Below are 26,913 nucleotides of genomic sequence, written 5' to 3'. Positions count from 1 at the left end.
ACAGGGAGGCGTCAAACAGAGTGGACAGGAGCCACTCGGTGTCCAAACAAGGACAGTCTGGTCATAAACCCGAAAGCTTAATGTGCCGTAAATGAACGAATTCATTTACCTTTCGTTGGCAAAGGCGGCGACCGTCATGACTTGAAGAAACTCGCCGCCGCATCACGCGATGCACGTTTCTTCGTGGCTTCGGCCTTCAACCGTTCGATCTCCGCCTCCAGCATCGCGATCCGTTCGTTCAGATCGTCGAGCGATAGAAGCGATAGATCCTGTCCGAGTTGATGCGTGATCTTAGGCCGCGGCCGGTCATCGTCGTCGATCGGCATATCGTTCTCCTTGTGGTGACACCTGCTTGTTCCGCAACCTGCCACAGCGCGGCGCTTGCGGTCGAGCGCCGGGGCTGACTCGCCTGCCGTTCGGTGGCATACCCTGCCTGTCTCAATTCGATATTTCCGAGGACCGCCCGCATGGATCAGCTCCCCACCCACATGACCGCCATCGCCATTTCCTCACCGGGCGGCCCGGAGGTGCTGGTCCCGGAGCAGCGCGAGCTGCCGAAGCCGCGCGCCGGTGAAATCCTGGTCAAGGTGGAGGCCGCGGGCGTCAACCGCCCCGACGTGTTGCAGCGGATGGGCAAGTATCCCGTGCCTCCAGGCGCAAGCGATCTGCCGGGCCTCGAGATCGCGGGCACTGTGGTCGCGCTTGGCGAAGGCGCGAGTAAGCACAAGATCGGCGACCGGGTGATGTCGCTCACCGCAGGCGGCGGTTACGCCGAATACTGCGTGGCACCCGACGCGCACGCCATCACCATTCCCGATGGCCTGTCGATGAAGCAGGCCGCCACGCTTCCTGAAACCGTGATGACGGTGTGGCACAACGTGTTCGAGCGCGGCGCACTCAAGCCTCATGAGACGCTGCTCGTACATGGCGGCTCGTCCGGCATCGGCACCACCGCGATCCAGATGGCGAAAGCCTATGGCGCGAAGGTGATCGTCACCGTCGGCGGACAGGACAAGGCCGATGCCTGCCTCAAGCTCGGCGCCGATGTCGCGGTGAACTACAAGACCCAGGATTTCGTCGCCGAGGCCAAGGCTGCCACGGGCGACAAGGGCGTCAACGTCATCCTCGACATGGTCGGTGGCGAATATGTCGACCGCAATTACGATGCCGCCGCCGTCGAGGGCCGTATCGTGCAGATCGCCTTCCTCGGCGGGCCGAAGGCCACCGCCAATTTCGGCAAGCTGATGATGAAGCGGCTCTGGCACACCGGATCGACCCTGCGGCCGCGCTCGGACAAGGATAAAGCGGCGATGGTTAAGGCCATCGAGGCAACCGTCCTGCCCTGGATCCTGAAGGGGCAGCTAAAGCCCCTGATCGACAGCGAGTTTTCGCTCAAGGATGCCGCCAAAGCCCACGCCCGGATGGAAAGCGGGCAGCATATTGGCAAAATTGTGCTCGCGGTTTGAGGGGATGACGGGGCTGTAAAGCCTTTGATTCATCTCGCTTTCGTGTCATTGATCGCGCTCCCGCCGGGGCCCTGAGGGCCCTGCGCCCGACCGCGGAGACAGACACCTTGCGTTCGATCAGATGCTACGCGCTCCTCGCGCTCAGCTTCCTGATGTTGGCCGCCCTACAGCCGGCACACGCGGTCGACGCCATCAGCGTCCGCACCGACGCGCCTGCCATCGACCTCACCGGCGTCCTCGAGTTCCAGCACAGCGACACCGACCGCATCCAGGTTTCGACCGCGCCCGGCCCTGACGGCATCGTGCGCCGCATCGAGGTGCGCGCGCGCGAGGGTGGCAAGAACTGGGTGGTGTTCGCGCTGACCAACACCACCGACGAGCAGATCGACCGCCTGATCGTGGTGCCGCATTATCGTATCGTGTCGTCAGGCCTATTATGGCCGGACCTCGGCCTGTCGCGTATCGCCACCATCACGCCGTCCGCCGGCGACCGGCCCGACCGGCAGGACAGCTCCACCGCCGACATCTTCCGCATCACGCTCGATCCCGGCGCCGTCGTCACCTATGTCGCGGAACTGCGCACCGACGCCATTCCGCAGCTCTATCTGTGGGAGCCGGAAGCCTACAAGGACAAGGTCAACTCCTTCACGCTGTATCAGGGTATCGTGATCGGCATCGCGGGCCTGCTCGCGCTGGTGCTGACGATCCTGTTCGTGGTGAAGGGCAGCATCATGTTCCCCGCCGCCGCCGCGCTCGCCTGGGCGGTGCTCGTCTACATCGGCGTCGATTTCGGATTCTGGGGCAAGGTGTTCGACATGTCGATCGACGCCGAGCGCGTCTGGCGCGCCTCAGGTGAGGCGATGCTGGCGGCGACGCTGCTGGTGTTCCTGTTCGCCTACCTCAATCTATCGCGATGGCATGTACGATACTCTCACATCACCATCGGCTGGCTCGCCTTCCTCGGCGCGCTGGTGGCGCTCGCTTTGTTTGATCCCGCCGTCGCCTCGGGCATCGCGCGCATCTCGCTGTTCCTGATCGCGGGCGCGGGTTTCGCGCTGATCGTCTATCTCGCCACGCAAGGCTTCGACCGCGCCGTGCTGCTGATCCCCACTTGGTTCCTGTTCCTGGTCTGGGTGATCGCGGCGGGCATGACCGTCACCGGCGCCGTGACCAACGACATCGTCGGCCCCGCTTTGCTCGGCGGCCTCGTGCTGATCGTGATGCTGATCGGCTTCACGGTGATGCAACACGCTTTTGCCGGCGGCACGACATCCGGCGTCGTCTCCGATGTCGAGCGCCGCGCGCTGGCGCTGACCGGGTCGGGCGATCTGATCTGGGACTGGGACGTGTCCGCCGACAAGGTGTTCACCAGCCCCGAAACCGAGGGCCTGCTCGGCCTCAAGCGCGGCACGCTGGAAGGCCCCGCCGCGCGCTGGCTCGAAGTACTGCACCCGCTCGATCAGGATCGCTTCCGCGCCGCGCTCGACAGCGTGCTGGACCAGCGCCGCGGCCGCCTGGTGCAGGATTTCCGCCTGCGCACGCCCGATGGCCATTTCATGTGGTTCGCGCTGAAGGCGCGCCCGGTGGTCGGCTCCGATGGCGAGGTCGCGCGGGTGGTCGGCACGCTCTCCGACGTCACCGAGATCAAGAATGCCGAAGAGCGCATGCTGCACGACTCCGTGCACGACAACCTCACCGGACTGCCGAACCGGCAATTGTTCATGGACCGCCTCAACGCGATGGCGAGCTTCATCAAGACCGCGCCGAATCTGCGTCCCACCGTGATGGTGATCGACCTCGACCGCTTCAAGCAGGTCAACGACTCCGTCGGCATCGCGGTCGGCGATTCCATCCTGCTGACGCTGGCGCGGCGGCTAGCGCGCATTCTCAAGCCACAGGACACGCTGGCGCGGCTCGCCGGCGACCAGTTCGGGCTGCTGCTGACCTCCGAGCACGAGCCCGCCAAGATCACCGCGCTGGCCGAAACTATCCGCAAGACCATCCGCGCACCGATCGCCTTCAATGAACGCGAGATTTTCCTCACTGCCTCGATCGGCCTTGCGCTCAGCGACCCGCAGGCGCCGCTGACCGACGAGATCGTCAAGGATGCCGAGCTTGCGATGTATCACTCCAAGCGGATCGGCGGCGACCGCATCGACGTCTACAAACCGCCGATGCGCGCGCGCAAGACCGACCGCCTGACGCTGGAATCCGAACTGCGCCGCGCCATCGAGCGGCAGGAAATCACCATCCTCTACCAGCCGATCATGCGGCTGGAGGATCGCGCGGTGGCGGGATTCGAGGCGCTGGCGCGCTGGGATCATCCCAAGCTCGGGCGGATGTCTCCATCGGAGTTCATCACCATCGCCGAGGAGATCGGCCTGATCGTCGATCTCGGCCAGTTCGTGATGGACACGACCGCCCGGCAGTTAAGCGCATGGCAGCGCGCGACGCGCACCCGCGTGCCGCTGTTCGCGAGCGTGAACGTCTCGTCGCGCCAGTTGCTGCGCCATGATTTGATCCATGACGTGCGCGGCGTGTTGTCGCGCTCGGCAGTGGCGCGCGGCTCGCTGAAGCTGGAATTGACCGAGTCGCTGGTGATGGAAAATCCCGAGCATGCCGCCCAGATGCTACACCGGATCAAGGAGCTCGGCACCGGGCTGTCGCTCGACGATTTCGGCACCGGCCACTCGTCGCTGTCCTATCTGCAGCGCTTCCCATTCGACACCATCAAGATCGACCAGTCGTTCGTGCGCACGACGCGTAACGGCGTGCGGCCGACGCTGTTGAAGTCGATCATCGCGATGGCACACGACCTCGGCATGGAAGTGGTGGCGGAAGGCGCGGAGACGGATTCGGATGCGGTCGAGCTTTATCAACTCGGCTGCGAATACGCGCAGGGCTTCGCGTTCGGCGAACCGATGGATGCGGCCAGCGCGACGCGACTGCTGACCGGCGACAAGACCGAAGCACCGCGTCCGCGCCGCTACTCGCTGCGCTCCTCGACAACGTCTCCATCCACGACTGCTGCGACGACTACTCCGGCCGCGCCGCCACCGGCCGCCCCTACGGCCGCGCCCCAGCAAAGCCGCTGAACGGCCTGCCGGTCACGCCTCAGGCGTGACCGGCGCTGTTGGAGAGCATCGCGAGGTCGATGCCGATCTTATGAAGCGCGCGCTCGTACTTGTCGTCCATGTCCCGACCGAAAATCAGATCCGGATCGGCCGGGCAATGCAGCCAGCCGTTGTGCTGGATTTCGCTCTCCAGTTGTCCCGGGGCCCACCCGGCATAGCCAAGGGCGAGAATGGCCTGCCTCGGCCCCGTGCCCTGGGCAATCGCCTTCAGAATATCGAGCGTCGCGGTGAGGCAGATGCCACCGTCGATCGGCAGCGTCGCATCCTGGATCGAATAGTCGGACGAATGAAGGACAAAGCCGCGGCTGGTTTCGACCGGTCCGCCGCGCAAAATCTTCACCGTTTCGCCATCATCGGACAGTTCGATCGGTGCCGCATCGTCGACGATATCGAGCTGCCGCAGCAATTGCGGGAAATCGATACTGCCGGCGGGGCGGTTCACGATAATTCCCATTGCGCCATCGGCGGAATGCGCACAAACATAGATGACGGAGCGCGCAAACCGCTCATCTTCCATTATCGGCATCGCAATAAGGAGCTGCCCGTCGAGATAAGTCGTTTCCGTTGAAACAGCCTTTCCCGCAGGCTCGTCAGAACCAGCCGGCTGTGCTTCAGATGTCCGTTTCTCGTCCATCAAACCGTCTCTTTGTTCTTGCCTGATCCTGATATTGGGTGTCCTTCCTGTCAATCAACCAGCCTTTCCTTCGCACCGTGTTTGTAAGACGTCGCATGAATGACATTGTTCCCGTAAAGCTTCGCGCTGCTCTGCTCGCGGCTGCAACACTCGTTGCGCTGCCATGCGTCTCACACGCACAGGATGCGTCGCCATGGACCCGCGACAGCCACGCACAGCTTCGGCTGCTTGCGGGCTCGCGCAACGGCCCCGTGCTGCTCGGCGGCATCAATTTCAAGCTCGATCCGGGCTGGAAAACCTACTGGCGCACGCCCGGCGATTCCGGCGTCCCGCCGCGGTTTGATTTCTCCAAATCCGAAAACGTCGAGGCTGTCACGGTGTTGTGGCCCGCGCCGCAGGCCTTCCCCGATGGCGCAGGCGGCACCGCGCTCGGCTACCACAACGAAATCGTCATCCCGCTTCGCATCGCGGTCCGCGACGCCAGCAAGCCGGTGACGCTCAACGCCAACATCCAATATGCTGTCTGCGAAAAACTGTGCGTGCCGGCGCAGGCCGATTTGTCGCTGCCCGTCACCAGCGTCGCCAGCACCGAGGACAGCACGCTGAGTGCGGCGCTGGACCGCGTGCCGAAGCCCGCCAATGTCGGGGATCCAAATCCGCTGACCATCCGCGACGTCAAGCGCGTCGGCCCCAAGACCGTGCAGGTCGACGTCACTTCGGAGAAGAAAGAAGAGCCTGCGCTGTTCGTGGAAGGGCCATCGCCGGATTGGGCGTTGCCGGTGCCGAAACTCGCCGCGCATCATCCGCCCGGCGTGAAGCGTTTCGTATTCGATCTCGTCGGACTGCCGTCCGGCGTCAACCCGGAAGGCGCCGCGCTCAAATTCACCCTGACCGGCGGCGAGCGCGCTTACGAATTCAACGTCAATCTTTATTGAACGGCGTCCGCGACGCTGGCACGCGGCACGCCTTCCGATCCACCCAGCAGATTTTTTTCAAGGAGATACGCATGAGCATTAAAGTCGGCGACAGCCTGCCGCAGGCGACCTTCACCGTGATGACGGAAGAAGGTCCGAAGCCGAAGACCACCGACGAGATTTTCAAGGGCAAGAAGGTAGCGCTGTTCGCGGTGCCCGGCGCTTACACCGGCACCTGCCACAAGATGCACATGCCGAGCGTGTTTCAGAACGCCGCCGCGATCAAGGCCAAGGGCGTCGACACCATCGCGGTCGTCTCCGTCAACGATGTCTTCGTGATGAATGCCTGGAAGCGGGACACCGATTTCAACAATGAGGCGATCTATCTCGCCGACGGCAGCGCCGATTTCGCCAAGGCGATCGGCCTCGACATCGACCTGTCCGCGCGCGGTCTCGGCATCCGCTCGAACCGCTATTCGATGCTGGTGGATAACGGCGTGGTGAAGAAACTCAACCTCGAGCCGAACCCCGGCAAAGTCGAGGTGTCCGGTGGCGACACGCTGCTCGGACAGCTTTGAGAATTCCGGCAATCATTGACAGAAAATGCCCGGTCTCGCACCGGGCATTTTTATTTCAAGCGATGCTCGGCCAGCCCATCGCGCGCGAGCTGGTCGGCGCGTTCATTCTCGGCATGACCGGCGTGGCCCTTGATCCAGTGCCAGCGCACCTCGTGCGGCTTCAGCGCCGCATCCAGCCGCTGCCAAAGCTCGGCATTCTTCACCGGCTTTTTGTCGGCCGTGCGCCAGCCGTTCCTCTTCCAGTTGTGAATCCAGCTCGTGATGCCCTGACGAACATACTGGCTGTCCGTGGTGAGATCGACGCTGGCCGGTTTCTTCAGCGCCTCCAGCGCGGAGATCGCCGCCATCAATTCCATGCGGTTGTTGGTGGTCGGATTTTCTCCGCCCTTCATTTCCTTTTCGATCTCGCCGAACCGCAGGATCGCACCCCAGCCGCCCGGCCCCGGATTTCCCGAGCAGGCGCCATCGGTGAAGATCACCACATGCGGACGGGGCGGTTCACTCACGTCACGTTTTCCGACGTGGCGAGGCCGTAATCGGCAATGGTCCCCACGCTTTGATGGAAGCGCAGCTTGCGGACATATTCGAGCGGGTCTTTCGGCTTCACCAGTGCCCCCGGCGGCACGTTGAGCCAGTCCACCAGCCGCGTCAGCAGAAAGCGCAACGCCGCGCCACGCGCCAGCAGTGGAAACGCCGCCTGCTCTTTCGCGCTCAGAGGACGCACCTTGCCGTAGGCGTTGAGAAACGCCCGCGCCTTGGTGACGTTGAAGGAATGATCGGCCTCGAAACACCAGGCATTCAGGCAGATCGCGACGTCGTAGGCGAGCAGATCGTTGCAGGCGAAATAGAAATCGATCAGCCCCGACAGTCTGTCGCCGAGAAACAGCGCGTTATCCGGAAACAGGTCGGCATGGATGATGCCGCGCGGCAGATCGGCCGGCCAGCCCGCCTCCAGATGAGCGAGTTCGGCGGCGAGAAAATCGCGTAGACCCGGCTGCACCGTATCGGCGCGCGCCTCTGCCGCTTCGAACAACGGCCGCCAGCCTGCAACGGACAGGGCGTTGGCGCGCGAAATCGCGAAATCCGCGCCCGCCAGATGCAGCTTCGCAAGCGCTTCACCGATTGCGGCGCAATGCACGACACCGGGCTTGCGCGGCCAGACGCCTTCAAGAAAATCGATGATCGCGGCCGGGCGTCCCGCGAGCACGCCAAGCGTCTCGCCGCTTTTATTCGCTACCGGCTGCGGACAGATGATCCCGCGCGCGGCGAGATGACCCATCAGATTGAGGAAGAATGGCAGATCGCCCCTGGCGACGCGCTTTTCATACAGCGTCAGGAAAAAATGGCCGCGCGTGGTGTGCAGCAGGAAGTTGGAATTCTCGACGCCTTCGGCGATGCCCTTGTAGGACAGCAACTCGCCGAGATCATAACCGGACAGGAAGCCCGCGAGCTCGTCGGCGGCAACGTCGGTATAAACCGCCATCAGGGTGTTCCGATTCCGAAATTGGCTGTCGTTATCGCCCCCGATGGAATGCCGGAATCAGGAGCGTTGCGCATCATATCACCGGCGGAAGGCGGGATTGAAGATGCCGGGGCGGCGAATTGCCCGTGCGTCCTCAGCCAGCCGCCTTTTCCGCAGCCGCCGCTTCGTTGCGCAGCGGGCGCGGCAGCGGGAAGAATTCATCCTCCTCGGCCGCCGAGACGGTTTCGACGTGCAGCTTATAATGCGCGGCGAAGGCGTCCATGATCTCCTCGACGATCACTTCCGGGGCGGACGCGCCCGCGGTGATGCCGAGGCGGCTGATGCCCTCGAATTTCGCCCAGTCAAGTTCGGAGGCGCGCTGCACCAGCACGGAGACCTTGCAGCCCTCGCGCTCGGCGACCTCGCGCAGGCGCTGCGAGTTCGAGGAATTCGGCGAGCCGACTACGATCATCGCATCGACCTTCGGCGCCACCTTCTTCACCGCGAGCTGGCGGTTGGTGGTGGCGTAGCAGATGTCTTCCTTGTGCGGGCCGTCGATGTCCGGGAAGCGCTCCTTAAGCACCGCGACGATTTCCTTGGTGTCGTCGATCGAGAGCGTGGTCTGGGTCACGAAAGCGAGCTTGGAGGCGTCCTTCGGCTGGAATGAACGCGCCGCGTCCATGGTCTCGATCAGCACCACCGCGCCCTTCGGCAACTGGCCGAGCGTGCCAACCACTTCCGGGTGTCCGGCATGGCCGATCAGCAGGATTTCGCGGCCGCGCTTGAAATGAATCGCCGCCTCGCGGTGAACCTTGGTCACCAGCGGGCAGGTCGCATCCAGGGTGAAAAAATGCCGCTTGCCGGCTTCGGCCGGGATCGCCTTGGGAACCCCGTGCGCCGAGAACACCACCGGAGCGTCGGTTTGCGGAATTTCGTCCAGTTCAGCGACGAAAATCGCGCCCTTGTCGCGCAGGCTTTCCACCACATAGCGGTTATGCACGATCTCGTGACGCACATAGACCGGTGCGCCATACAGCTTCAGGGCCCGCTCGACGGTATCGATGGCCCGCACCACGCCGGCACAGAAGCCGCGGGGGGAACAGAGCACGATCGAAAGTGGCGGTTTCTCAGTTTGCAGGGTCATTTTTCAGCCGAAACAGGGGTTTAGAGCGGATCACGGACCGGTGTCCCTGATATAGGGCTTTGGTGCCGCGAGGCCAAGCCGATCGGGCCTATGTAAAAGAGAATGCGAGGGAATAGGAGCCGCATCCCCTCCCCTGTCAAGCCCGCCCTCCCCGCCCTTTGGCGGATTTCTGACAGGTTGCGCGGCAAGGCAGTGACGGACTATATAGGTGCGAATTCCCGTCATCCCGATGACCAGACGGCTTCGCCCTTCAAAAAGGCGGGCGAAGCACAAAGGAGATTTGCCATGAGCAATGCACCGCTGATGCCGAAAGCGACGGCCGTATGGCTGGTCGACAACACCGCGCTGTCGTTCGATCAGGTCGCCGATTTCACCAAGATGCATCCGCTCGAGGTCCGTGCCATCGCCGACGGCGACGCCGCGCAGGGCATCAAGGGCATGGACCCGATCTCCACCGGCCAGCTCACCCGCGAGGAGATCGAAAAAGGCGAGAGGGACCCGGATTACCGCCTGAAGCTGCAGGAATCCAAGGTCGTGCTGCCGACGGCCGCGAAGAAAAAGGGTCCGCGCTACACCCCGGTCTCGCGCCGCCACGAGCGCCCGAGCGCCATTCTCTGGCTGGTGCGCAACCATCCCGAACTGAAGGACGCGCAGATCATGCGCCTCGTCGGCACCACCAAGACCACGATCGCCAGCGTGCGCGACCGCACCCACTGGAACGCCTCGACGCTGACGCCGATGGACCCGGTCACGCTCGGCCTGTGCACCCAGATCGAACTCGATTTCGAGGTGCAGCGCGCGGCGAAGGAAAAGCCGGCCAAGCAGGAATATGGCGGCGTCACGCTGCTGCCGGCTTCCGAGACCACGCGCCGCGAAGCCGAGCACGAAACTCCACTCTCCGCCAAGGAGCAGGAAGACATCAACGTCGATGCGGTGTTCGCCAAGCTGAAGACGCTCGGCCACGACAAGAAACACGACGACGAGGAATAACTATCCATCGGCGCTCATGCGGTGATGGCATTGACGGGATGAAACAGAAGCGCCGCGCTATTTCGCCGGCGCTTCTTTCGTTTTCGGCGCCATCTTGTTCGGCTCGGACTTGGATTTGCTCTTGGCCTTCGGAGCAGCCTTGCCGCTCTCGGCCTTCGCCTTGGCGCGTGCATCGGCAATCGCGAGCTTGAACAGTTCGGGCTTCATGACGCCCGGAATGCGGAACGTGCCGACAATGAAGGATGGCGTGGAATTGAACCCGAGTCCTTCGGCCTGCTCGTTGTTGCGCGCAAGCAGCGCCTCGATCTCGGCCTTGTGCGTCTCGAGATCGGCCTTCGCCTTCGCCACGTCAACACCAGCACCCGCAAGCGTCTCGTCGATGGTGCCTGTGGTGAGCCGCCCGACCCGCGCCATCAGCGCCTTGTGCGCTGCCTCGAACTTGCCCTGATATTTCGTCGCCAGCACGAGGCGCGAGGCCTCCGGCGACGGCGGCCCCAGAATCGGCCAGTCCTTCAGTACAAACCGCACATGGCCGTCTTCCTTGATGATCTTTTCAAGTTCCGGCGACAGCGCCTTGCAATACGGACACTGATAATCGAACCACTCGACGATGGTGACATCGCCGTTCGGATTGCCAAGCGACGGAATTTCCGGATCGCGCAGGATGCGTTCGCGGCTTGTGACATTGTCCGGCTCGGCACGGACGTCCGACGCCATGCCTGCAACCAGCGTCAGAACCGCCATGGCGAAAGCGGAGGCGCGAAGTCCCGATATTGTTTTCATCATGATCCGTTCTACGGCGGAAACCGCGCCGCGTTACATCCGGCTCACCGGCCGTTGAGCATATCGTTGGCAAGATTCTTGTGCGCGCGCTCGACGCCGACCTCCGAGCGCGACGCCCGTGACGCGGCAACGTCACGGTCGCGGCGGCAGGCGACATAAGGCTGCGAACCCGGTTCGCCTTCCTTGCGGCACATCGCGTCGTCATCGGTCGCCGCCGCCTGCGGCAGCGACGTGCGATCGAACTGCGCGCAGGCCGACACCAGAAGGCTCGCGGCGAGCGCCGCCATTGCAATTGCAGGTTTCAAGGTCACGATATTCTATTCGAGGTCAATGCTTGCTTCCACGACATGGGTGAAATCGATCCCACCGAGATTCAAGGTCATCTTGGCAGGGATTTTCTCATTGCCTTTCAGCCGTCCATCGGCGAGCGCGCCGCGGATGGCGGCTTCGATCTCACGTTGGCTGGTGATTCCGACTTTCTTGAGAAAGCCCCGCAGGCTGATGTTGAATGCATCCTCGTTCATCGCAAAGACCTCCATGGCTTGCCGATAGCGGCGCCGCCTCTCGGCGGCGTCCTCATCTGGCTAGGCCGGATAGCCCCGCTTCTCAAGCCTTTTCTGGCACTCAGCCCTTCAGCGCGGCGCTGATATCATCCAGCGCTTTCGGGTCCTCGATCGTCGCCGGCATGCTCCAGGGGTCGCCATCGGCGATCTTCTTCATGGTCCCGCGTAGAATCTTGCCGGAGCGCGTCTTCGGCAGGCGCGGCACGGTGACCGCGCGCTTGAAGGCCGCGACCGGGCCGATCCTGTCGCGGACCATGCCGACGACCTCGCTTTCGATGTCCTTGGCGCTGCGGGTGGCTCCCGATTTCAGCACCAGGAAACCGCAAGGTACCTCGCCCTTGAGTTGATCCTTGATGCCCAGCACGGCGCATTCGGCGACATCCGGGTGCGAGGCGAGAATTTCCTCCATGCCGCCGGTCGAGAGCCTGTGTCCAGCGACATTGATGATGTCGTCAGTGCGGCCCATCACGAACACGTAGCCGTCCTCGTCCTTGTAGCCAGCATCCGAGGTTTTGTAGTAGCCGGGGAATTCGCTGAAATAGGCCTCCTTGCAGCGTTCGTCCTGCTGCCACAGCGTCGGCAGGCAGGATGGCGGCAACGGCAGCTTGACGACGATCGAGCCCGTGGTGTTCGCGGGCACGGGCTTGGCCGATTCATCGACGATGTCGACCTGATAGCCCGGCATCGCAACGGTGGCCGAGCCCGGCTTCACCGGCAGCGCGCCGATGCCGACGGGATTGCCCGCGATCGCCCATCCGGTTTCGGTCTGCCACCAATGATCGATCACCGGGCGCTGCAGCCGCGCCTGCGCCCATTCCACCGTTGGCGGATCGGCGCGCTCACCGGCGAGAAACAGCGCGCGGAAGCGCGACAGGTCGTACTTCTTCATCAGCGCGCCGTCGGGATCTTCCTTCTTGATGGCGCGAAAGGCCGTCGGCGCGGTGAACAGCGCCACCGCCTTGTGCTGCGCGATGACGCGCCAGAATGCGCCTGCGTCCGGCGTACCAATCGGCTTGCCTTCATAGAGGATCGTGGTGTTGCCGTGGAACAGCGGCCCGTACACGATATAACTGTGGCCGACCACCCAGCCGATGTCGGACGCGCTCCACCACACCTCACCCGGCTTGACGTCGTAATGGTTCGACATCGACCATTTCAGCGCCACCATGTGGCCGCCATTGTCGCGCACCACGCCCTTCGGCACGCCGGTGGTACCGGACGTGTAGAGAATGTAGAGCGGATCGGTCGCGAGCACCGGCACACACGCGGCGCGCTTGCCCGCGGTGAGCGCCTTCTGGCGCAGGCTGGCCCAGTCATGGTCGCGGCCTGCGACCAGATCGCATTCCTGCTGCGGACGCTGGAGAATGATGCAGGTTTCGGGCTTGAACGACGCGAGCCTGATCGCCTCGTCCAGGAGCGGCTTGTACTGCACGGTGCGGCCGGGCTCGATGCCGCAGCTTGCGGAGAAGATCAGCTTCGGCTTGGCGTCGTCGATGCGGGTCGCAAGCTCTTTCGAGGCGAAGCCGCCGAACACGACCGAATGAATCGCTCCGATGCGCGCGCAGGCCAGCATCGCGATCACGGCCTCCGGCACCATCGGCATGTAGATCACGACACGGTCGCCCTTGGTGACGCCGAAATCCTGCATCACCGCGCCGAGCGTCTCGACCTCCTGCTGCAACTGCGCAAAGGTCAGCGTCGTGATCTGATTTGTCAGCGGAGAATCATGGATGAGAGCGAGTTGTTCAGCCCGCCCGCCTTTGACATGGCGATCAACCGCATTGAAACAGCTATTGACGACTCCACCCGCGAACCAGCGGCCATAAATTCCCATCGAAGGGTCGAACACCTTTTTCGCAGGCTCGAACCAGTCGATCTCCTTGGCGGCCTCCGCCCAGAACCCCTGCGGGTCGCGCAGCGAGCGCTCATGGATTTCGGCATAACGGGCTTTTGCATCACTCATCGAACGGTCTCCGGACCCTAAATTCCGCCTTTTTCAATGGCGGTTACAGTCCTTTATACCGGCCGCGCAGGCGAGCGTCGTATGCGACTTTTGGCCCTTTCCGGCGAGCCGCGCCATCTGCGGGGTGAGCGCGTCGCGGTGTTCACGCGCGACCGTGAGGTCGGGATTGAGTTGTAACGCCATGGAAAAATCGGCGTAGGCCCGCCCCAACTCGCCCTTGTCGCGCAGCGCGAGACCCCGGTTATTGTAGGCGAGCGCCATGCGATCATCGAGTGCGATGGCGCGGTCGTAATCGGCCAGCGCATGGTCGAGATCGGCTTTGTTTCCTTTGAGGTAATACGCCATGCCGCGATCAAGAAACGACACGGCGACCGGATCGAGGCGGATCGCGGTATTGTAATCCGCGATGGCACGATCATAGGCGTTGTTGCGGGCATAGACCTCGCCGCGCTCGCGATAGAGCATGGCCGAATCCGGCGCGAGACCGATTGCATCGGTGAGATCGTCGAGAGCAAGATCGGTACGCCGAACTTTCCTGAAGGCGATGGCACGGTCGAGCAGCCGCGCGACGCTGTGATCAAGCCGCACGGCTTCGGTATAGTCGCGCACCGCCATGCGGAAATTCCGCAACCGACCGAACGCCGCCGCGCGGCTGGCATAAAGCCGCGCCACCTTCGGGGTCAGGCGGATCGCCGCGTCGTAATCGTCGAGCGCCTTCTCATAATTCTTCAGGCCAACCCAGGCGTTGCCGCGTATCTCGAAGGCGTCAGCATCCTCCGGCCTGGCCTGAATGATATCGCTGGTGATGGCGCGCGCCCCCTCGAAATCGCCCTTGGCATAATCCGAGCGGGCCAGCGCAAGCTGCACGGCGGCATGTTCGCCGGCAATCGCGGCATTATCCATAGCGCCGCTCTCCGCCTTCGGCGCGGTCGCGCCATCGCAGATCTTCATGACCGTCGGTTCGGCACCGAGCTTGCGACCAAGGACATCGGACAGCGTGCGGCAGTGGCCATCGGTGCAGATGCGCCATTCGCCGGCGAGACCGGAATTGCCCAGCACCACCTGAGGCAGTGGCGCCATCTTCGGCGACCATTGAAACCAGTCATTGACGAGACGGGCTTCGGGCGGCGGCTCCATGCCCGCGCCCGAACCTTTCACCCGCGCCTCGACCAGTTGCAGCCCTTGCGGGGTGACGTGCCAGTCCTCCTGCCATTCGATCTTCTCGATCGAATGGGTCCACGCCAGGGTAAATGCCGTGACCGACAGCACCTTGACGACGCCCGCAGCGGCAAAACAAAGGCCCAACACACCCTCGCTTAAAGAGAGTCCCGCCTACAGGGCGGCCTCACGGGACGGTCGATTCCGGCGCCACTTTCAGCGGCGGAGCCGGACGCTTCCGCCATTGCCAGAGGAAAACAGCAATCGCCAGAACATACCCCAACTCGTCGCTGTAGGCGAACTCGCCAAGCAGCATCAGCGCCGCCGCAAATGCAACCATCCGCTCGATCACCGTCATCCGGGTGAACAGGAAGCCGATCGCCACCATGCCGAACAGGGCGATCGCGACCAGCGCCTTGAGGAAGGCATAGAAGACCGCGCCATAGAAGCCGAGGGTCGCCACCATTGGGTCGCTCGCCTGCATCATCAGCGCAGGCGAATAGACCGCGATGAACGGAATGACATAACCGGCAAGCGCGATCCGCATTGCCTCCCAGCCGATCTTGTCGGGATTTTCCTTGGCTATCGGCGCGGCGGCGAGTGCCGCCAGCGCAACAGGCGGCGAGAGGTCCGCCATGATGCCGTAGTAGAACGCGAACATGTGACTGACGATCAACGGCACGCCGAGATGCGCCAGCGCCGGTGCGGCCAGCGCCGCAACAATGATGTAGGTCGGGATGGTGGGAATGCCGGTGCCGAGCAGAATCGACAGCAGCATCGTCATGATGAGCGCCAGGAACAGGCTCTGCTTGCCGAGTCCGATCACCCAGCTTCCGAACACCGTGCCGACGCCGGTCTGGGTCATCATGCCGATGATGGTGCCGACGATAGCGCAGGCCATGCCGACCGTCAGTGCCGACTTCGAGCTCTCTGCCAGCGAATCCCGGCAGGCCACCAGCGTGGCGCGGCCACCACGGGTCAGCGCGGACAACAGCACCAGCGCCAGCACGACAGCCGCAACGTAGCGGATGTCGACACTGGTGCCATTGCGGAACAGCGACCCCACGACCAATGCAAGCCCGATCCAGAAAACATAGCGGATCACCTGGGTCGGGAATCCGGCGACGATGCTCGTACCGAGGATGAGCGTCACCGTGAGGGCCAGACCCATGCTGCCCGCATAAAGCGGCGTGAAGCCCTCGAACAACATGAAAACCAGCGCAGCCAGCGGCAGGACCAGATACCAGCCCTTCACCAGCGCCCTCCACGCGTTCGGGATTTCTTCCTTCTTCATGCCGACAAGGCCGTATTTGCCGGCTTCGAGATGCACCATCCAGAACGCGGACGCGAAATACAGAATCGCCGGGATCACCGCCGCCTGCACAATGACGGAATATTGCACGCCCAGTGTCTCGGCCATGATGAACGCGACCGCGCCCATCACCGGCGGCATGATCTGGCCGCCCATCGATGCGGTGGCCTCGACGCCCGCCGCGAAAGCGCGGCGATAGCCGAAACGGATCATCAGCGGAATCGTGAACTGGCCCACCGTCACCACGTTGGCGACGCCCGAGCCGGAAATGGTGCCCATCATGCCCGAGGCCACGACGGCGACCTTCGCAGGGCCGCCGCGCGTGCCGCCGAACAGACCAAGCGAGAAATCGGTAAAGAGCTGGATCATGCCCGCGCGTTCAAGGAACGACCCGAACAGGATGAACAGGAAGATGTAAGTCGCCGACACATAGATCGGCACGCCGTAGAAACCCTCGGTGCCGTAAGACAGATGCGTGACGATCTGGTCGAAGTAATAGCCACGATGATTGAACGGCGATGGCAGATACTGGCCAAACGCCCAATACACGATACAGGCGCCGCACATCAGCGGCAGCGCCCATCCCATCAACCGGCGTGTCGCATCGAAAATCAAAATCGCGAGCACGGTACCGACAACGAGATCGAGACGGCTCGGATCACCATCACGCTGAATGAGATCGGCGTAATAAAGCCACTGATACAGGCCGCAATAGAAGCCGACACCGCCGGTAGCCCAGCCGAGGAGGCGCTGCCAGTTCGTCTTGGCCGTGAAGTTCGCAACAAGGCCGTAGGACAACAGAATCAGAAAGCCGACATGGATGCCGCGCACCGACTGGGTCGGAAGAAAGTTCCACGCAGCCACCATGATCTGGAAGGCGGAGAACGCAATGCCGATGACATAGGCTAAATGCCCCCACCAGCCGGGACCGAAGCCCGGCGGAAAGCCATGCTCGAAATTGTCGAGCTCGACGCTGACGTGTTCCTGCGTTCCCTGTTCCTGCAGCATCGGTATCCCCACTTTATCGATGCAGCGACGCTCAATCCGTCGCCTTGTAACGCGCCCATGACGCTTGATCCGCGTTCTTCGGAGGCCCGAGATATGGATGGCCGGGACTAAGCCCGGCCATGTTTCAGTTCAATACCGTTTTTCGGAATTCTTATTTGAGAATCCCTTTTTCCTTGTAGTAGCGGATCGCGCCCGGATGCAGCGCCGCGGGGCTACCCGTCGCAGCGGTTTCCAGCTTGATCCCCTTGCCTGCCGCATGCGCGTTGGCGAGTTCCGGCAGGTTTTCGAAGATCTGCTTGGTCATCTGGTAGGCGACATCATCCGAGACATCGGAATTGGTCACCAGATAATTGACCACCGCAGCGGTCTCCACGTCGGACTTCTGGCCGGTATAGGTGTTGGCCGGAATGATAACCGACACGAACGGAGGGCCGATCTTCTCGACCGTCGCCTTCGGTACCGCCACCACATTGATCTCGGTCGAGCTCGACAGATCCTTCAGCGAAGCCACGCCGAGGCCCGCCGACTGCAAGGTCGCATCGAGCTGACGGTTCTTCATCAGGTCGACCGATTCCGCGAACGGCAGATACTGCACCTGCTTGAGATCCTTGTAGCTCATGCCCGCAGCCTTCAGGATCGCGCGCGAGTTCAGTTCGGTGCCGGACTTCGGCGCGCCGACGGAGAGGGTCCTGCCCTTCAGATCGGCCAGCGTCTTGATGCCGCTATCGGCGGTCGCGACGATCTGGATGTAGTTCGGATAGATCGCCGCAATGGTACGCAGCTTGGTGAGCTTCTTCTTGAAACCCGCTTCCTCGTCGCCCTCAACAGCCGCCTTGAGCGAATCACCCAGCGTGAAAGCCAGTTCGCCGCGGCCTTGCTCGATCAGGTTGAGATTTTCGACCGACGCCTTGGTGGCCTGCACCTGCGCGCGGACGCCCGGAATCTTGTCGCCATAGATTTTGCCGATCGCAACGCCGAGCGGATAATAAACGCCGGACGTGCCGCCGGTCAGGATGTTGATGAACTGCTCCGCATGCGCTGCCGGAGCCGTCATGCTCATCGCCGTGACCAGTGCGGCGACCGTGGATACGAACTTGAACCTCATAATCCCTCCCTGGGTTTTTTTGTGGTTGCCGGGAGGTTGAACGGACGGACGCGTTCGGTCAACTTCTTCTATCGGCGAGGAGTCGCATGACGTTAGACGTTCGTATCAGACCGGATCGCCGCTTTTATGTGCGACGCAATGCCGCCCGCGCCGCGCCGGTGTTGGTATTTCTCGCGGTTACGGGGCTTTCAGCAGCGATTGCCGCGCCGGCGCAGCAAAATGTCCCAGCGTCCGCGAGCCCTTTCCAGATTAACGAATATCACCAAAAACTTGCCGCCTACCAAAAAGCGCGGGAGCATTTCGAGGCAAAGGCCGAGGCTTACTGGTCCGCGATCGCGGAGAAGCGGCGCCTGCGCAATGCTCGCCGCCGCAGCGGCGAAGCCATCGGCGCGGATGACTACGTCCTGACGCAGCCGCCGGTTTATACCGGGCCACCAAGGCCGGTCGATCCGACCGCTCCGCACAAGCTGCCGCCGAAACAGCCTCCCCTGCCCGTGGTGGCGGATTTCGTCCGCCACGCCGCCGAACAGTTCCAATTCACGCCATCGCGTCCCCGCAGCGAGAGCGAGTTCAAGAAAGCCTATGCCGCGGTCGCGGCCTCACTCGGCGTGAGCCGCGAACAGGCGGTGCGAGTCTACTGCTTCGAGGCGGGCGGCAACGGCAAATACGACGTACAGGCCGGTCTCGAATTCCCCCGACCCAATGCCCGCGCGATCTCGACCGCGCTCGGTTACAACCAGCTGCTGACGACCAATACCGTCGAGGTTCTGGCCGAACAGGGCGACGGCATCCTCGCCGGTCTCACCGCCGCCATGCATCGCGCACCGGAGCCGCACCGGAAGGTCATGGCCAGCAAGATCGCCATGTTGCGCAGGATGATTGCCTTCGCCAAATCCGTGCCCGACGACTGGAGCGCGCATGCGCGGCTTGCCAAGACACCCAAAGGTCTCGCCATCCACGCGCTCAATCTCGATGTCGATATCGGGCCATGGCTGCAGACGCACAAGCTTTTGACCTCGGTCCACTTCGCACGGCACAGGGGCTACACCCGGCCGTTGAGCGCCGCCGAACTGGAAATGATGAACCTCACCGGCGACGGCAATGGTTTCGATATGGTCTCGATGCCGCAAGCATTGCGCATGCAGGTGCCGACCTCGAATTTCTTCCAGCGTGGCGGCTATGAGCGGAATCCGGTCGCAAGCCGCAACAACACGGTGGCGAAACTGATTGCCGCCACCAACGCGCGAATGGACAGCGAAAGCAGCCGCCCCGGCGCAAAAGAACTCGCCGCCGCGTTTTGAAGCACGGCGGCGAGGGATCAGCCTAGCAGTTGCTCATGCACGCCTTGTTATGTGCATCCGGGCGCGGGTCCTGAACGAACCCGTTGCGGTTTGGCATCTTCACAGCAGCGAGCGACTTGGCATCGAGCGTCGCGTTGTCCGGTACCAGACCGTTCAGATTGAGAACGTAGGCCGACACCGCATAGACCTCATCGTTGGTCAGGGACTGCGGTGCGTTCAGCGGCATCGCCCGGCGGATATAGTCGAACAGCGTCGGCGCATAAGGCCAGAAGCTGCCGACGGTCTTCACCGGCTTCGGCGTGGCGAGCGTGCCCTGCCCGCCGACGAGCTTGTCGCCGAGACCACCTTCGCCCTTCTCGCCGTGACATGACGCGCACTGGGCCGCAAACACCTCGTGCCCCTGCGCGACACTTCCCTTGCCCGGCGGCAAGGCCTTGCCGTCGCGGTCGACGTCGATATTCCACGCGGCGATTTCCGCCGGTGTCGCCGGGTTTCCGAAGCCGTATTTCGGCTGCGCATCGGCGGCCGTCGCCGCGGCGAGAACAACAATCGCGGCACCTGCCAGCTTAAGCCTTGACGTTCGCATTGCTGACCTCCCCGCTCTCCGCGACCTTCCACGGCTGCATCGCATTGTTGTGGTAAAACGACTTCAATCCGCGCACCGCCTTCAACTCATCGAAGCTCGGCTGCACATAACCAGTTTCATCCGTCGCACGGCTGAGAATGACAGTGGGTTTGCCATCCCACGTCCATGGGAAGCGGAAACGCACCAAAGCACGGGTGAGAACCGGCTCCTGTAGCTTGGCCGTCTGCCAACTCTTGCCGCCATCGGTGGAAATATCGACCTTGGCGATCTTGCCGTGGCCGCTCCAGGCGAGGCCGGTGATCTCGTTGAAGCCCTTTTCGATCTTCTGGGTGCCTGACGGGCGCGTGATGATCGACTTCGCTTCCATATAGAAAGTGAATTGCCGCGCCGTCCCGTCCGGCATCAGATCGGTATATTTCGACGTTTCCTCGCGAGAGTAGACCGGCTCGGTCACGACATGCAGCCGGCGCAGCCATTTGACGTTGGTGTTGCCCTCAAAGCCCGGCAACAGCAGGCGCAGCGGATAACCCTGCGCGGGGCGCAACCGCTCGCCGTTCTGGCTGTAGACCAGCATCGCGTCGTCGAGACATTTCTCGATCGGAATGCTGCGGGTGAGCGCCGCCGCATCCGCGCCTTCGGCAACGATCCATTTTGCACCGGGCTTCAAGCCGACATCATCCAGCACCGTCTTGAGCGGCACGCCAGTCCATTCGGCGCAGCTCAAGAGCCCGACAAGATCAGACGCCGTCTTGCTGTAGATCGCCTCGAAGCCTGGATTGCCCGAACATTCAAGGAAGTGAATCCGGGATTCGGAGGGATAGCGCCGGATCTGATCCATGGTGAAGATCATCGGCCGCTCCACGAGACCATGGATCATCAGCCGGTGCTGCGCCGGATCGATTTCCGGGATGCCGCCATGATGGCGCTCATAGAAAACGCCGTTCGGCGTAATGATGCCGTCCAATTCCTGCAAGGGCGTGCGGCTGGATGCCGATGTGTATTGCTTGAGTTTCTTCGGAACATTGCGCACCACCTTCTTCTCGAAGGGTGACGGCGTGCCATAGATCTGGCTGCCGACATCGGCGCCGGGCTGCTTCATCCACTCCGGAATGTTCGGCGGCCCGTTCGGATCGGCCGATGCATCAAGCGCAGCGGCCTTCCCTCCACTCGCCACCGCAATCGCCGCACCGCCCAGCATCGCGGAGCCCGCGCCGATAAACTGCCGCCGCGTCGCCGCAGACGCGCGGACGGAATCCTTCTGTCGTGATGTCACGTCGTCCTCCCTGCAAACATATTTCGCACGAGACACGCCGATCGCACTTGCCTTTGGGATTGCGCCCCGAGGAAGCCAACCGGCTCGAATAGATCGAAGACATCATCTCCGTGAGTCTTCGTGCTTCGATACTCATCCAGGATCGGGAGAGCGTCAATTTTCCCACTATGCGATACAAATGGCGCCAGAAGCGCACCTGCCATTCGCAACGAAATTGCCAAAAGCGTTACGCCGGTAGTAAAGGGATGCCACGCGGCGGCGCATGCTTCCCGAACCGCCATACGATCCGTTTCAATGAAAATCATTCCGGCGATTTCGTTCAAGCTTTTCAGCACGATCATGTTCGCGCTGATGGGCGCCCAGGCACGCTATCTGGAAGGAGCCTATCCCGCCGGAGAGGTCGCATTCTTCCGCTCGCTGTTTGCCCTGATTCCCATCTTTCTTTTCTTCGGGCTGCGCGGCGAACTCGATCAGGCGTTCAAGACGAAAAATCCGGCCGCGCACCTCATTCGCGGCAGCTTTGCCGTTGTCGGCACCTTCTGCACCTTTGCAGCACTCGCGCGGATGCCGATCGGCGATTACACCGCCATCGTCTATATCGCGCCACTGCTGACGGTCGTGTTCTCGTGGCTGGTTCTCAAGGAAGAAGTGCGGGCCTACCGGTGGTCCGCCGTCGCCGTCGGATTCTGCGGCGTCCTGCTGATGCTCGTTCCATATTTCCGAAACCACGTCGCCTGGTCCTCGACGATCGGCCTCGGCATCATGTTCGCACTGATGAACGCATGCACGACCGCAGGCGCGACCATCCAGATCCGGCGCATCACGGCGACAGAGACGACGCCAGCCGTCGTGACTTTCATGGCGCTGATCGTGTTGACGTCTTCGCTGTTCACGATTCCGTTCGGCTGGACCCTACCGGCGACACCGCTGCACTGGCTGCTTCTGATCGGGATCGGAATCACCGGCGGGCTCGGTCAGATGGGCTTTACCGAGAGCTACCGTTACGCGCCCGCCTCTTTTCTCGCGCCGCTGGATTATTCCGCGATGATCTGGGCGTTCCTGCTCGGCTACTGGGTCTTCGACGAGGTGCCGACGGGTTATGTTCTCGGCGGAGCGGCCATCATCGCCGGCGCTGGCATTTTCGTGATTGTGCGCGAACGGCTGCTCGGCCTGAAACGCTTGCGGGAAATGCCCACGGCCGCCATCGGCTCAATGTCCGAGGACGAGAAGGACGCGCAATACTGAACCGCTGGTGGTTAGCGGCGGCGCGGCCGGTGAGCCAGCCGCTTGGCGATTGCGATGATCTGCGGGATCAGCGGCGACGCGGCATCGCGCCGCCAGACCGCATGAACCTCGACCGGAGCTTTTGAGCGCAACGCGACCGGCCGCATCACCACATTATCGAGGTGAAGTCCGGTCGCGGATTCCGGAACCAGCGCCAGCCCAAGCCCGGCCCGCACCAGTGACAGCAGGGAATGAACCTGCCCGAGATACTGCACATAGCGCGGCTGGACGTTGGCCTGCGCCAGTTGCGCCACAACCAGTTCATGGAAGTAGCGGGACTCATGCGGCGAGTACATGACGAAGGGCTGCTCGTGCAGATCGCGCAACGTGGGCGATCTCTTGCGCGCCAGCGGATGCCCGGCCGGGGCCGCCAGACACATGCCTTCGGCGAACACCTTCATGGATTCGATGCCGTGCCGGACCAGAAGCGGACGGATAAAGCCGATATCGATCTGACCCGAGCCGAGCGCCTCCATCTGGTCGCCGGACACCATCTCCTTCAGCGACAGATCGACATCCGGCAATTCCGCCTGACATGCCGTCACCAAGCGCGGCACGAAATCGTAAGCGGATGCGGCGGTGAAGCCGATCCGGATCGAGCCGGTTTTCCCGAGCGCCACTTTCTTGGCGAGCGACGAGGCTCCTTCCGCCAGCCGCAGGATCTGGCGCGCCTCGACGAGAAACCGCTCTCCCGCAGGCGTTAAACGCACGGTGCGACTGGTGCGGTCGAACAGTTTGGTATCGAGGTGATGTTCGAGAAGCTGAATCTGCCGGCTGAGCGGCGGCTGCGTCATCGCCAGCCTGCGCGCGGCGCGGCCGAAGTGCAATTCTTCCGCCAGCGTCACGAAACAGACAAGCTGATTGAGTTCGAACAACGGACGCTCCTCGCGGCGGCCTTTTCATCAATACAAGAATTGTATCGATCCATCTACCCTTTGGATTAGACCCGCCCGCAGCACCCGGATAGCCTTCTCGCCAAGACATAACCCCTCGCGAAAGGGGACGTAAAGTCCGCGACAGCCGGACCATGGGACGAAACAACAGGGAGGATAAGGCAATGAGGGCACTGCCGAGCAAGATTTATCGTACCGCAATATTGGGGCTGGCACTTCTCGGTGCAGGCCCCGCATTCGCACAGGAAAAGACCGAGATCACCATCACCCGGCAACCGGGCATCGTGTACCTGCCAAGCCACGTGATGGAGAAGATGAACCTGATCGAGAAGCAGGCCGCCAAGCTTGGCCTGAAGGATTTCAAGGTCAACTGGGTCAACCTCAGCGGCGGCGGCGCGCAGACCGATGCGCTGCTCGCGGGCAACATCCAGGTGGTGAATACCGGCGTCGGCAATCTGCTGCTTCTCAACGACCGCACCAAAGGCGGCGTGAAGGCGATTGTCGCAAGCTCCGCCCTGCCGCTGGCCCTGATCTCGCGCGATGCAAACATCAAGACGCTGGCCGACATCAAGCCCAGCGACAGGATTGCCGTGCCAACCATCAAGGTCTCGACTCAGGCCATTCTGCTGCAAATGGCCGCCGCCAAGATGTTTGGCGACAAGGAATATGCCAAGTTCGACGCCAACACGGTTCAGCTCGGGCATCCCGACGCATTCGGCGCCATGACCAATCCAACGAGCGAAATCCGCAACCACTTCGCCGCACCGCCCTTCCAGTTCCGCGAGTTAAAGAGCGTCCCCGGCGCGCACATCGTCGTCCAGTCGCAGGACATCATCGGCAGCCCGCTGACGCAGTCGCAGTTCTTCTGCACGACCAAGTTCGCCGATGCCAATCCCAAGGCCATTCAGGCCATTTATGCCGCGACGCTGGAAGCGCAGGCCTTTATTCGCGAACACACTGCGGATGCGGTCAAGATGTATAAAGAGGTCACGCACGACACGACCAGCGACGTCGATCTGCTGTCCTATCTGAAAGAACCCATGATGATGGAGTTCAATCCGCAGCCGCAGGGCGTTATGAAGTTCGCGCAGCATCTCTACAAGATCGGTACGTTGAAGACCGAGCCGAAGTCATGGAAGGATTACTACCTTCCCATCGCCCACAGCTTGCCGGGCAACTAGCACCTACCCCACGATTGAATGACGAAGGGATGAACGTGACACAGACTTCGACACCAATCGTGACGAACATGCGTGTTATCCCGGTCGCGGGCCGGGATAGCATGCTGCTCAATCTCTCCGGCGCGCATGGCCCGTTCTTCACCCGGAATATCGTCATTCTCACTGACAATTCGGGCCATACCGGCGTCGGTGAAGTGCCGGGCGGCGAGAAGATCCGCAACACGCTAGAAGACGCCTGCGAGCTGGTGATCGGCAAACCAATCGGCTCCTATCAGGCGATCCTGAACGCAGTTCGAAAGGCCTTCGGAGACCGGGATTCCGGTGGCCGCGGCCTGCAGACCTTCGATCTGCGCACCACGATTCACGCCGTCACCGCGCTTGAGGCGGCCTCGCTCGATCTGTTGGGACAGCATCTTCAGGTGCCCGTTGCAGCTTTGCTCGGCGAAGGACAGCAACGCGACGCCGTCGAGATGCTGGGCTACCTGTTCTATGTCGGCGACCGCAACAAAACTAACCTGCCCTATCATCACGAGTCCTCGGCCAGGGACGACTGGACCTCTCTGCGCCATGAGGTTGCGCTGACGCCTGAAGCCATCGTCCGGCTCGCCGAAGCCACAGAGCAGCGTTACGGCTTCAAGGATTTCAAGCTGAAGGGTGGCGTGCTCGCGGGCGAGGACGAAGTCGCCGCCATCGCCGCGCTGAAGAAGCGCTTTCCCGATGCGCGCATCAATCTCGATCCCAATGGCGCGTGGTCACTCGAAGAAGCGATCCGGCTTTGCAAGGGACGCGGTGACATCATGACTTACGCCGAAGACCCCTGTGGCGCCGAACAGGGATATTCCGGCCGCGAGATCATGGCGGAGTTTCGCCGCGCCACGGGTCTTCCGACCGCGACCAACATGGTCGCGACCGATTGGCGCCAGCTCGGCCACGCGATCCAGTTGCACGCCGTCGATATTCCGCTCGCCGACCCGCATTTCTGGACGATGCAGGGCTCGGTGCGTGTCGCGCAGATCTGCCACGAATGGGGCCTGACATGGGGCTCGCATTCCAACAATCACTTCGACATTTCCCTTGCCATGTTCACGCAGGTCGGAGCGGCCGCGCCGGGACGGATCACCGCGCTCGACACGCACTGGATCTGGCAGGACGGCCAGCGCCTCACCAAAGAGCCGCTGCAAATCAGGAATGGCATGATCAAGGTGCCGGAACGTCACGGCCTCGGCATCGAACCCGACATGGCCGAGATCGAGAAAGCGCACGCGCTTTACAAAAAGCATGGGCTGGGCGCGCGCGACGATGCCGCCGCCATGCAATTCCTCATCCCGAACTGGACGTTCAATCCCAAGCAGCCCTGCATGGTGCGCTAGTTTTCATCGAGGACAAAAATAATGCGTGAAAACAAAATTCGCTCGATCTGGAAAAGCGGCGGCGCTGTCGTCAACGGATGGCTCGCCATTCCAAGCTCGTTCTCCGCCGAGGTCATGGCCCATCAGGGCTGGGACACGCTGACCGTCGATTTGCAGCACGGCGTCACCGACTATGCATCTGCGGTCGCGATGTTCACCGCGATCTCGACGACACCCACGGTCCCGATCGCGCGCGTGCCATGGCTCGATCCCGGCATCATCATGAAGACGCTGGATGCAGGCGCCTATGGCATCATCTGCCCGATGGTGAATTGCCGCGAGGATGCCGAGAAATTCGTCCGCGCCTGCCGCTACCCGCCGGACGGCGGGCGCAGCCTGGGTCCCATCCGCGCGACGCTTTATGCCGGTGCCGATTATCCGCAAAAGGCGAACGAAACCATCGTCACGCTGGCCATGATCGAAACCCAGCAGGCGCTCGACAAGCTCGACGAAATCCTCTCGGTCAAAGGGCTCGATGCCGTCTACATCGGCCCAGCTGATCTGTCGCTGTCACTCGGATGCGCGCCAACCTTCGACGACGTCGACAAGCCCGTCGCGGAAGCCATCGACATGGTCCTCGCCAAAGCCAACGAGCATGGCGTCATTCCGTGTATTCACAACGGAACGCCCGAGATGGCGCTGAAGCGCATCGAACGCGGCTTCCGCCTCGTGACCATCGGTTCGGATTCACGCCTGATGACCGCCGGTGCCCAGCAGGTGATGTCGAAGATGCGAAGCGGCATAAAGGCCCCTGCCGCGTCGGCTTATTGAC

The 26,913-nt window shown here is 62.4% G+C and carries 25 protein-coding genes; 10 read left to right on the top strand and 15 right to left on the bottom strand.

The annotated features are described in order from the left end of the window. Positions 1 to 134: 134 nt before the first annotated feature. Positions 135 to 326: a DUF1192 domain-containing protein gene (locus AFIDRAFT_RS12345; RefSeq protein ID WP_009339809.1), complete on the bottom strand. Its 192-nt coding sequence runs from the start codon at positions 324 to 326 to the stop codon at positions 135 to 137. Positions 327 to 467: 141 nt separating this feature from the next. Between AFIDRAFT_RS12345 and AFIDRAFT_RS12340 the strand changes: the two genes are divergently transcribed. Together AFIDRAFT_RS12340 and AFIDRAFT_RS12335 are read left to right on the top strand one after the other, a co-directional pair. Next, positions 468 to 1,466: an NAD(P)H-quinone oxidoreductase gene (locus AFIDRAFT_RS12340; RefSeq protein WP_009339808.1), complete on the top strand. Its 999-nt coding sequence runs from the start codon at positions 468 to 470 to the stop codon at positions 1,464 to 1,466. A 107-nt stretch (positions 1,467 to 1,573) separates the two neighbouring features. Next, positions 1,574 to 4,561, top strand: a complete 2,988-nt coding sequence (locus AFIDRAFT_RS12335; protein ID WP_009339807.1) for an EAL domain-containing protein — start codon at positions 1,574 to 1,576, stop codon at positions 4,559 to 4,561. A 19-nt stretch (positions 4,562 to 4,580) separates the two neighbouring features. Here AFIDRAFT_RS12335 and AFIDRAFT_RS12330 read toward each other — a convergent pair whose 3' ends face one another. After that, positions 4,581 to 5,234 (bottom strand): YqgE/AlgH family protein, encoded by a 654-nt coding sequence (locus AFIDRAFT_RS12330; RefSeq protein ID WP_009339806.1) that lies wholly within the window; start codon positions 5,232 to 5,234, stop codon positions 4,581 to 4,583. Positions 5,235 to 5,329: 95 nt separating this feature from the next. Between AFIDRAFT_RS12330 and AFIDRAFT_RS12325 the strand changes: the two genes are divergently transcribed. Continuing rightward, on the top strand, positions 5,330 to 6,169 hold the full coding sequence (locus AFIDRAFT_RS12325) for a protein-disulfide reductase DsbD domain-containing protein (RefSeq protein WP_009339805.1): 840 nt from the start codon (positions 5,330 to 5,332) through the stop codon (positions 6,167 to 6,169). Positions 6,170 to 6,240: 71 nt separating this feature from the next. Then, positions 6,241 to 6,726 carry a peroxiredoxin gene (locus AFIDRAFT_RS12320; RefSeq protein WP_009339804.1) on the top strand — a complete coding sequence of 162 codons (486 nt, stop codon included), beginning with the start codon at positions 6,241 to 6,243 and terminating at the stop codon, positions 6,724 to 6,726. 50 nt (positions 6,727 to 6,776) lie between these two features. Here AFIDRAFT_RS12320 and rnhA read toward each other — a convergent pair whose 3' ends face one another. The 3 genes from rnhA to ispH form a co-directional block, all read right to left on the bottom strand. After that, entirely contained in the window at positions 6,777 to 7,232 is a 456-nt protein-coding gene (gene rnhA, locus AFIDRAFT_RS12315) for a ribonuclease HI (protein ID WP_009339803.1), read from the bottom strand. Then, entirely contained in the window at positions 7,229 to 8,209 is a 981-nt protein-coding gene (locus AFIDRAFT_RS12310; protein WP_009339802.1) for a homoserine kinase, read from the bottom strand. The genes rnhA and AFIDRAFT_RS12310 overlap by 4 nt, the downstream gene beginning before the upstream one ends. A 133-nt stretch (positions 8,210 to 8,342) precedes the next feature. Beyond that, positions 8,343 to 9,332, bottom strand: a complete 990-nt coding sequence (gene ispH, locus AFIDRAFT_RS12305; RefSeq protein ID WP_009339801.1) for a 4-hydroxy-3-methylbut-2-enyl diphosphate reductase — start codon at positions 9,330 to 9,332, stop codon at positions 8,343 to 8,345. A 285-nt stretch (positions 9,333 to 9,617) separates the two neighbouring features. Between ispH and AFIDRAFT_RS12300 the strand changes: the two genes are divergently transcribed. Further along, positions 9,618 to 10,322, top strand: coding sequence for a DUF1013 domain-containing protein (locus AFIDRAFT_RS12300; protein ID WP_009339800.1), 705 nt, complete (start codon positions 9,618 to 9,620; stop codon positions 10,320 to 10,322). Positions 10,323 to 10,379: 57 nt separating this feature from the next. On the opposite strand, the gene AFIDRAFT_RS12295 is transcribed toward AFIDRAFT_RS12300, so the two are convergent. The 7 genes from AFIDRAFT_RS12295 to AFIDRAFT_RS12265 form a co-directional block, all read right to left on the bottom strand. Then, positions 10,380 to 11,108, bottom strand: a complete 729-nt coding sequence (locus AFIDRAFT_RS12295; RefSeq protein WP_040298398.1) for a DsbA family protein — start codon at positions 11,106 to 11,108, stop codon at positions 10,380 to 10,382. 41 nt (positions 11,109 to 11,149) lie between these two features. Next, positions 11,150 to 11,392, bottom strand: a complete 243-nt coding sequence (locus tag AFIDRAFT_RS12290; RefSeq protein ID WP_009339798.1) for a hypothetical protein — start codon at positions 11,390 to 11,392, stop codon at positions 11,150 to 11,152. 30 nt (positions 11,393 to 11,422) lie between these two features. After that, entirely contained in the window at positions 11,423 to 11,629 is a 207-nt protein-coding gene (locus AFIDRAFT_RS12285; protein WP_009339797.1) for a DUF6494 family protein, read from the bottom strand. Positions 11,630 to 11,729: 100 nt separating this feature from the next. Beyond that, the gene (locus tag AFIDRAFT_RS12280; protein WP_009339796.1) at positions 11,730 to 13,631 is read right to left on the bottom strand and encodes a propionyl-CoA synthetase; all 1,902 of its coding nucleotides are present in this window, start codon (positions 13,629 to 13,631) and stop codon (positions 11,730 to 11,732) included. A gap of 33 nt (positions 13,632 to 13,664) precedes the next feature. Continuing rightward, positions 13,665 to 14,939 (bottom strand): DUF1850 domain-containing protein, encoded by a 1,275-nt coding sequence (locus AFIDRAFT_RS12275; protein WP_245258173.1) that lies wholly within the window; start codon positions 14,937 to 14,939, stop codon positions 13,665 to 13,667. 37 nt (positions 14,940 to 14,976) lie between these two features. After that, entirely contained in the window at positions 14,977 to 17,109 is a 2,133-nt protein-coding gene (locus AFIDRAFT_RS12270; RefSeq protein ID WP_009339794.1) for a TRAP transporter permease, read from the bottom strand. 151 nt (positions 17,110 to 17,260) lie between these two features. Continuing rightward, positions 17,261 to 18,214, bottom strand: coding sequence for a TAXI family TRAP transporter solute-binding subunit (locus AFIDRAFT_RS12265; protein ID WP_009339793.1), 954 nt, complete (start codon positions 18,212 to 18,214; stop codon positions 17,261 to 17,263). 86 nt (positions 18,215 to 18,300) lie between these two features. Between AFIDRAFT_RS12265 and AFIDRAFT_RS12260 the strand changes: the two genes are divergently transcribed. Beyond that, positions 18,301 to 19,515, top strand: a complete 1,215-nt coding sequence (locus AFIDRAFT_RS12260; RefSeq protein ID WP_009339792.1) for a hypothetical protein — start codon at positions 18,301 to 18,303, stop codon at positions 19,513 to 19,515. Between the two features lie 22 nt (positions 19,516 to 19,537). Here AFIDRAFT_RS12260 and AFIDRAFT_RS12255 read toward each other — a convergent pair whose 3' ends face one another. After that, the gene (locus AFIDRAFT_RS12255) at positions 19,538 to 20,101 is read right to left on the bottom strand and encodes a c-type cytochrome (RefSeq protein WP_009339791.1); all 564 of its coding nucleotides are present in this window, start codon (positions 20,099 to 20,101) and stop codon (positions 19,538 to 19,540) included. Beyond that, positions 20,082 to 21,374 carry a sulfite dehydrogenase gene (soxC, locus tag AFIDRAFT_RS12250; RefSeq protein WP_009339790.1) on the bottom strand — a complete coding sequence of 431 codons (1,293 nt, stop codon included), beginning with the start codon at positions 21,372 to 21,374 and terminating at the stop codon, positions 20,082 to 20,084. The genes AFIDRAFT_RS12255 and soxC overlap by 20 nt, the downstream gene beginning before the upstream one ends. Positions 21,375 to 21,668: 294 nt before the next feature. On the opposite strand from soxC, the gene AFIDRAFT_RS12240 reads away from it, so the two are divergent. Continuing rightward, positions 21,669 to 22,619, top strand: a complete 951-nt coding sequence (locus AFIDRAFT_RS12240) for a DMT family transporter (protein WP_009339789.1) — start codon at positions 21,669 to 21,671, stop codon at positions 22,617 to 22,619. Between the two features lie 11 nt (positions 22,620 to 22,630). Here AFIDRAFT_RS12240 and AFIDRAFT_RS12235 read toward each other — a convergent pair whose 3' ends face one another. After that, positions 22,631 to 23,533 (bottom strand): LysR family transcriptional regulator, encoded by a 903-nt coding sequence (locus AFIDRAFT_RS12235; RefSeq protein WP_009339788.1) that lies wholly within the window; start codon positions 23,531 to 23,533, stop codon positions 22,631 to 22,633. 182 nt (positions 23,534 to 23,715) lie between these two features. On the opposite strand from AFIDRAFT_RS12235, the gene AFIDRAFT_RS12230 reads away from it, so the two are divergent. The 3 genes from AFIDRAFT_RS12230 to AFIDRAFT_RS12220 are packed head-to-tail and all read left to right on the top strand — an operon-like array spanning position 23,716 to position 26,912. Continuing rightward, positions 23,716 to 24,732, top strand: a complete 1,017-nt coding sequence (locus AFIDRAFT_RS12230) for an ABC transporter substrate-binding protein (RefSeq protein WP_009339787.1) — start codon at positions 23,716 to 23,718, stop codon at positions 24,730 to 24,732. A 29-nt stretch (positions 24,733 to 24,761) separates the two neighbouring features. Then, entirely contained in the window at positions 24,762 to 26,102 is a 1,341-nt protein-coding gene (gudD, locus tag AFIDRAFT_RS12225) for a glucarate dehydratase (RefSeq protein ID WP_040298396.1), read from the top strand. 21 nt (positions 26,103 to 26,123) lie between these two features. Beyond that, complete coding sequence (locus AFIDRAFT_RS12220; protein ID WP_009339785.1) at positions 26,124 to 26,912, top strand: HpcH/HpaI aldolase family protein; 789 nt, start codon at positions 26,124 to 26,126, stop codon at positions 26,910 to 26,912. Position 26,913: the final 1 nt, after the last annotated feature.

Source organism: Afipia sp. 1NLS2, assembly GCF_000178995.1.
In the GTDB taxonomy this organism is placed as follows: Bacteria; Pseudomonadota; Alphaproteobacteria; order Rhizobiales; family Xanthobacteraceae; genus Afipia.
The sequence above is the reverse complement of the archived record's forward strand: the minus strand, read 5'-3'. Positions and strand labels throughout refer to the sequence as shown.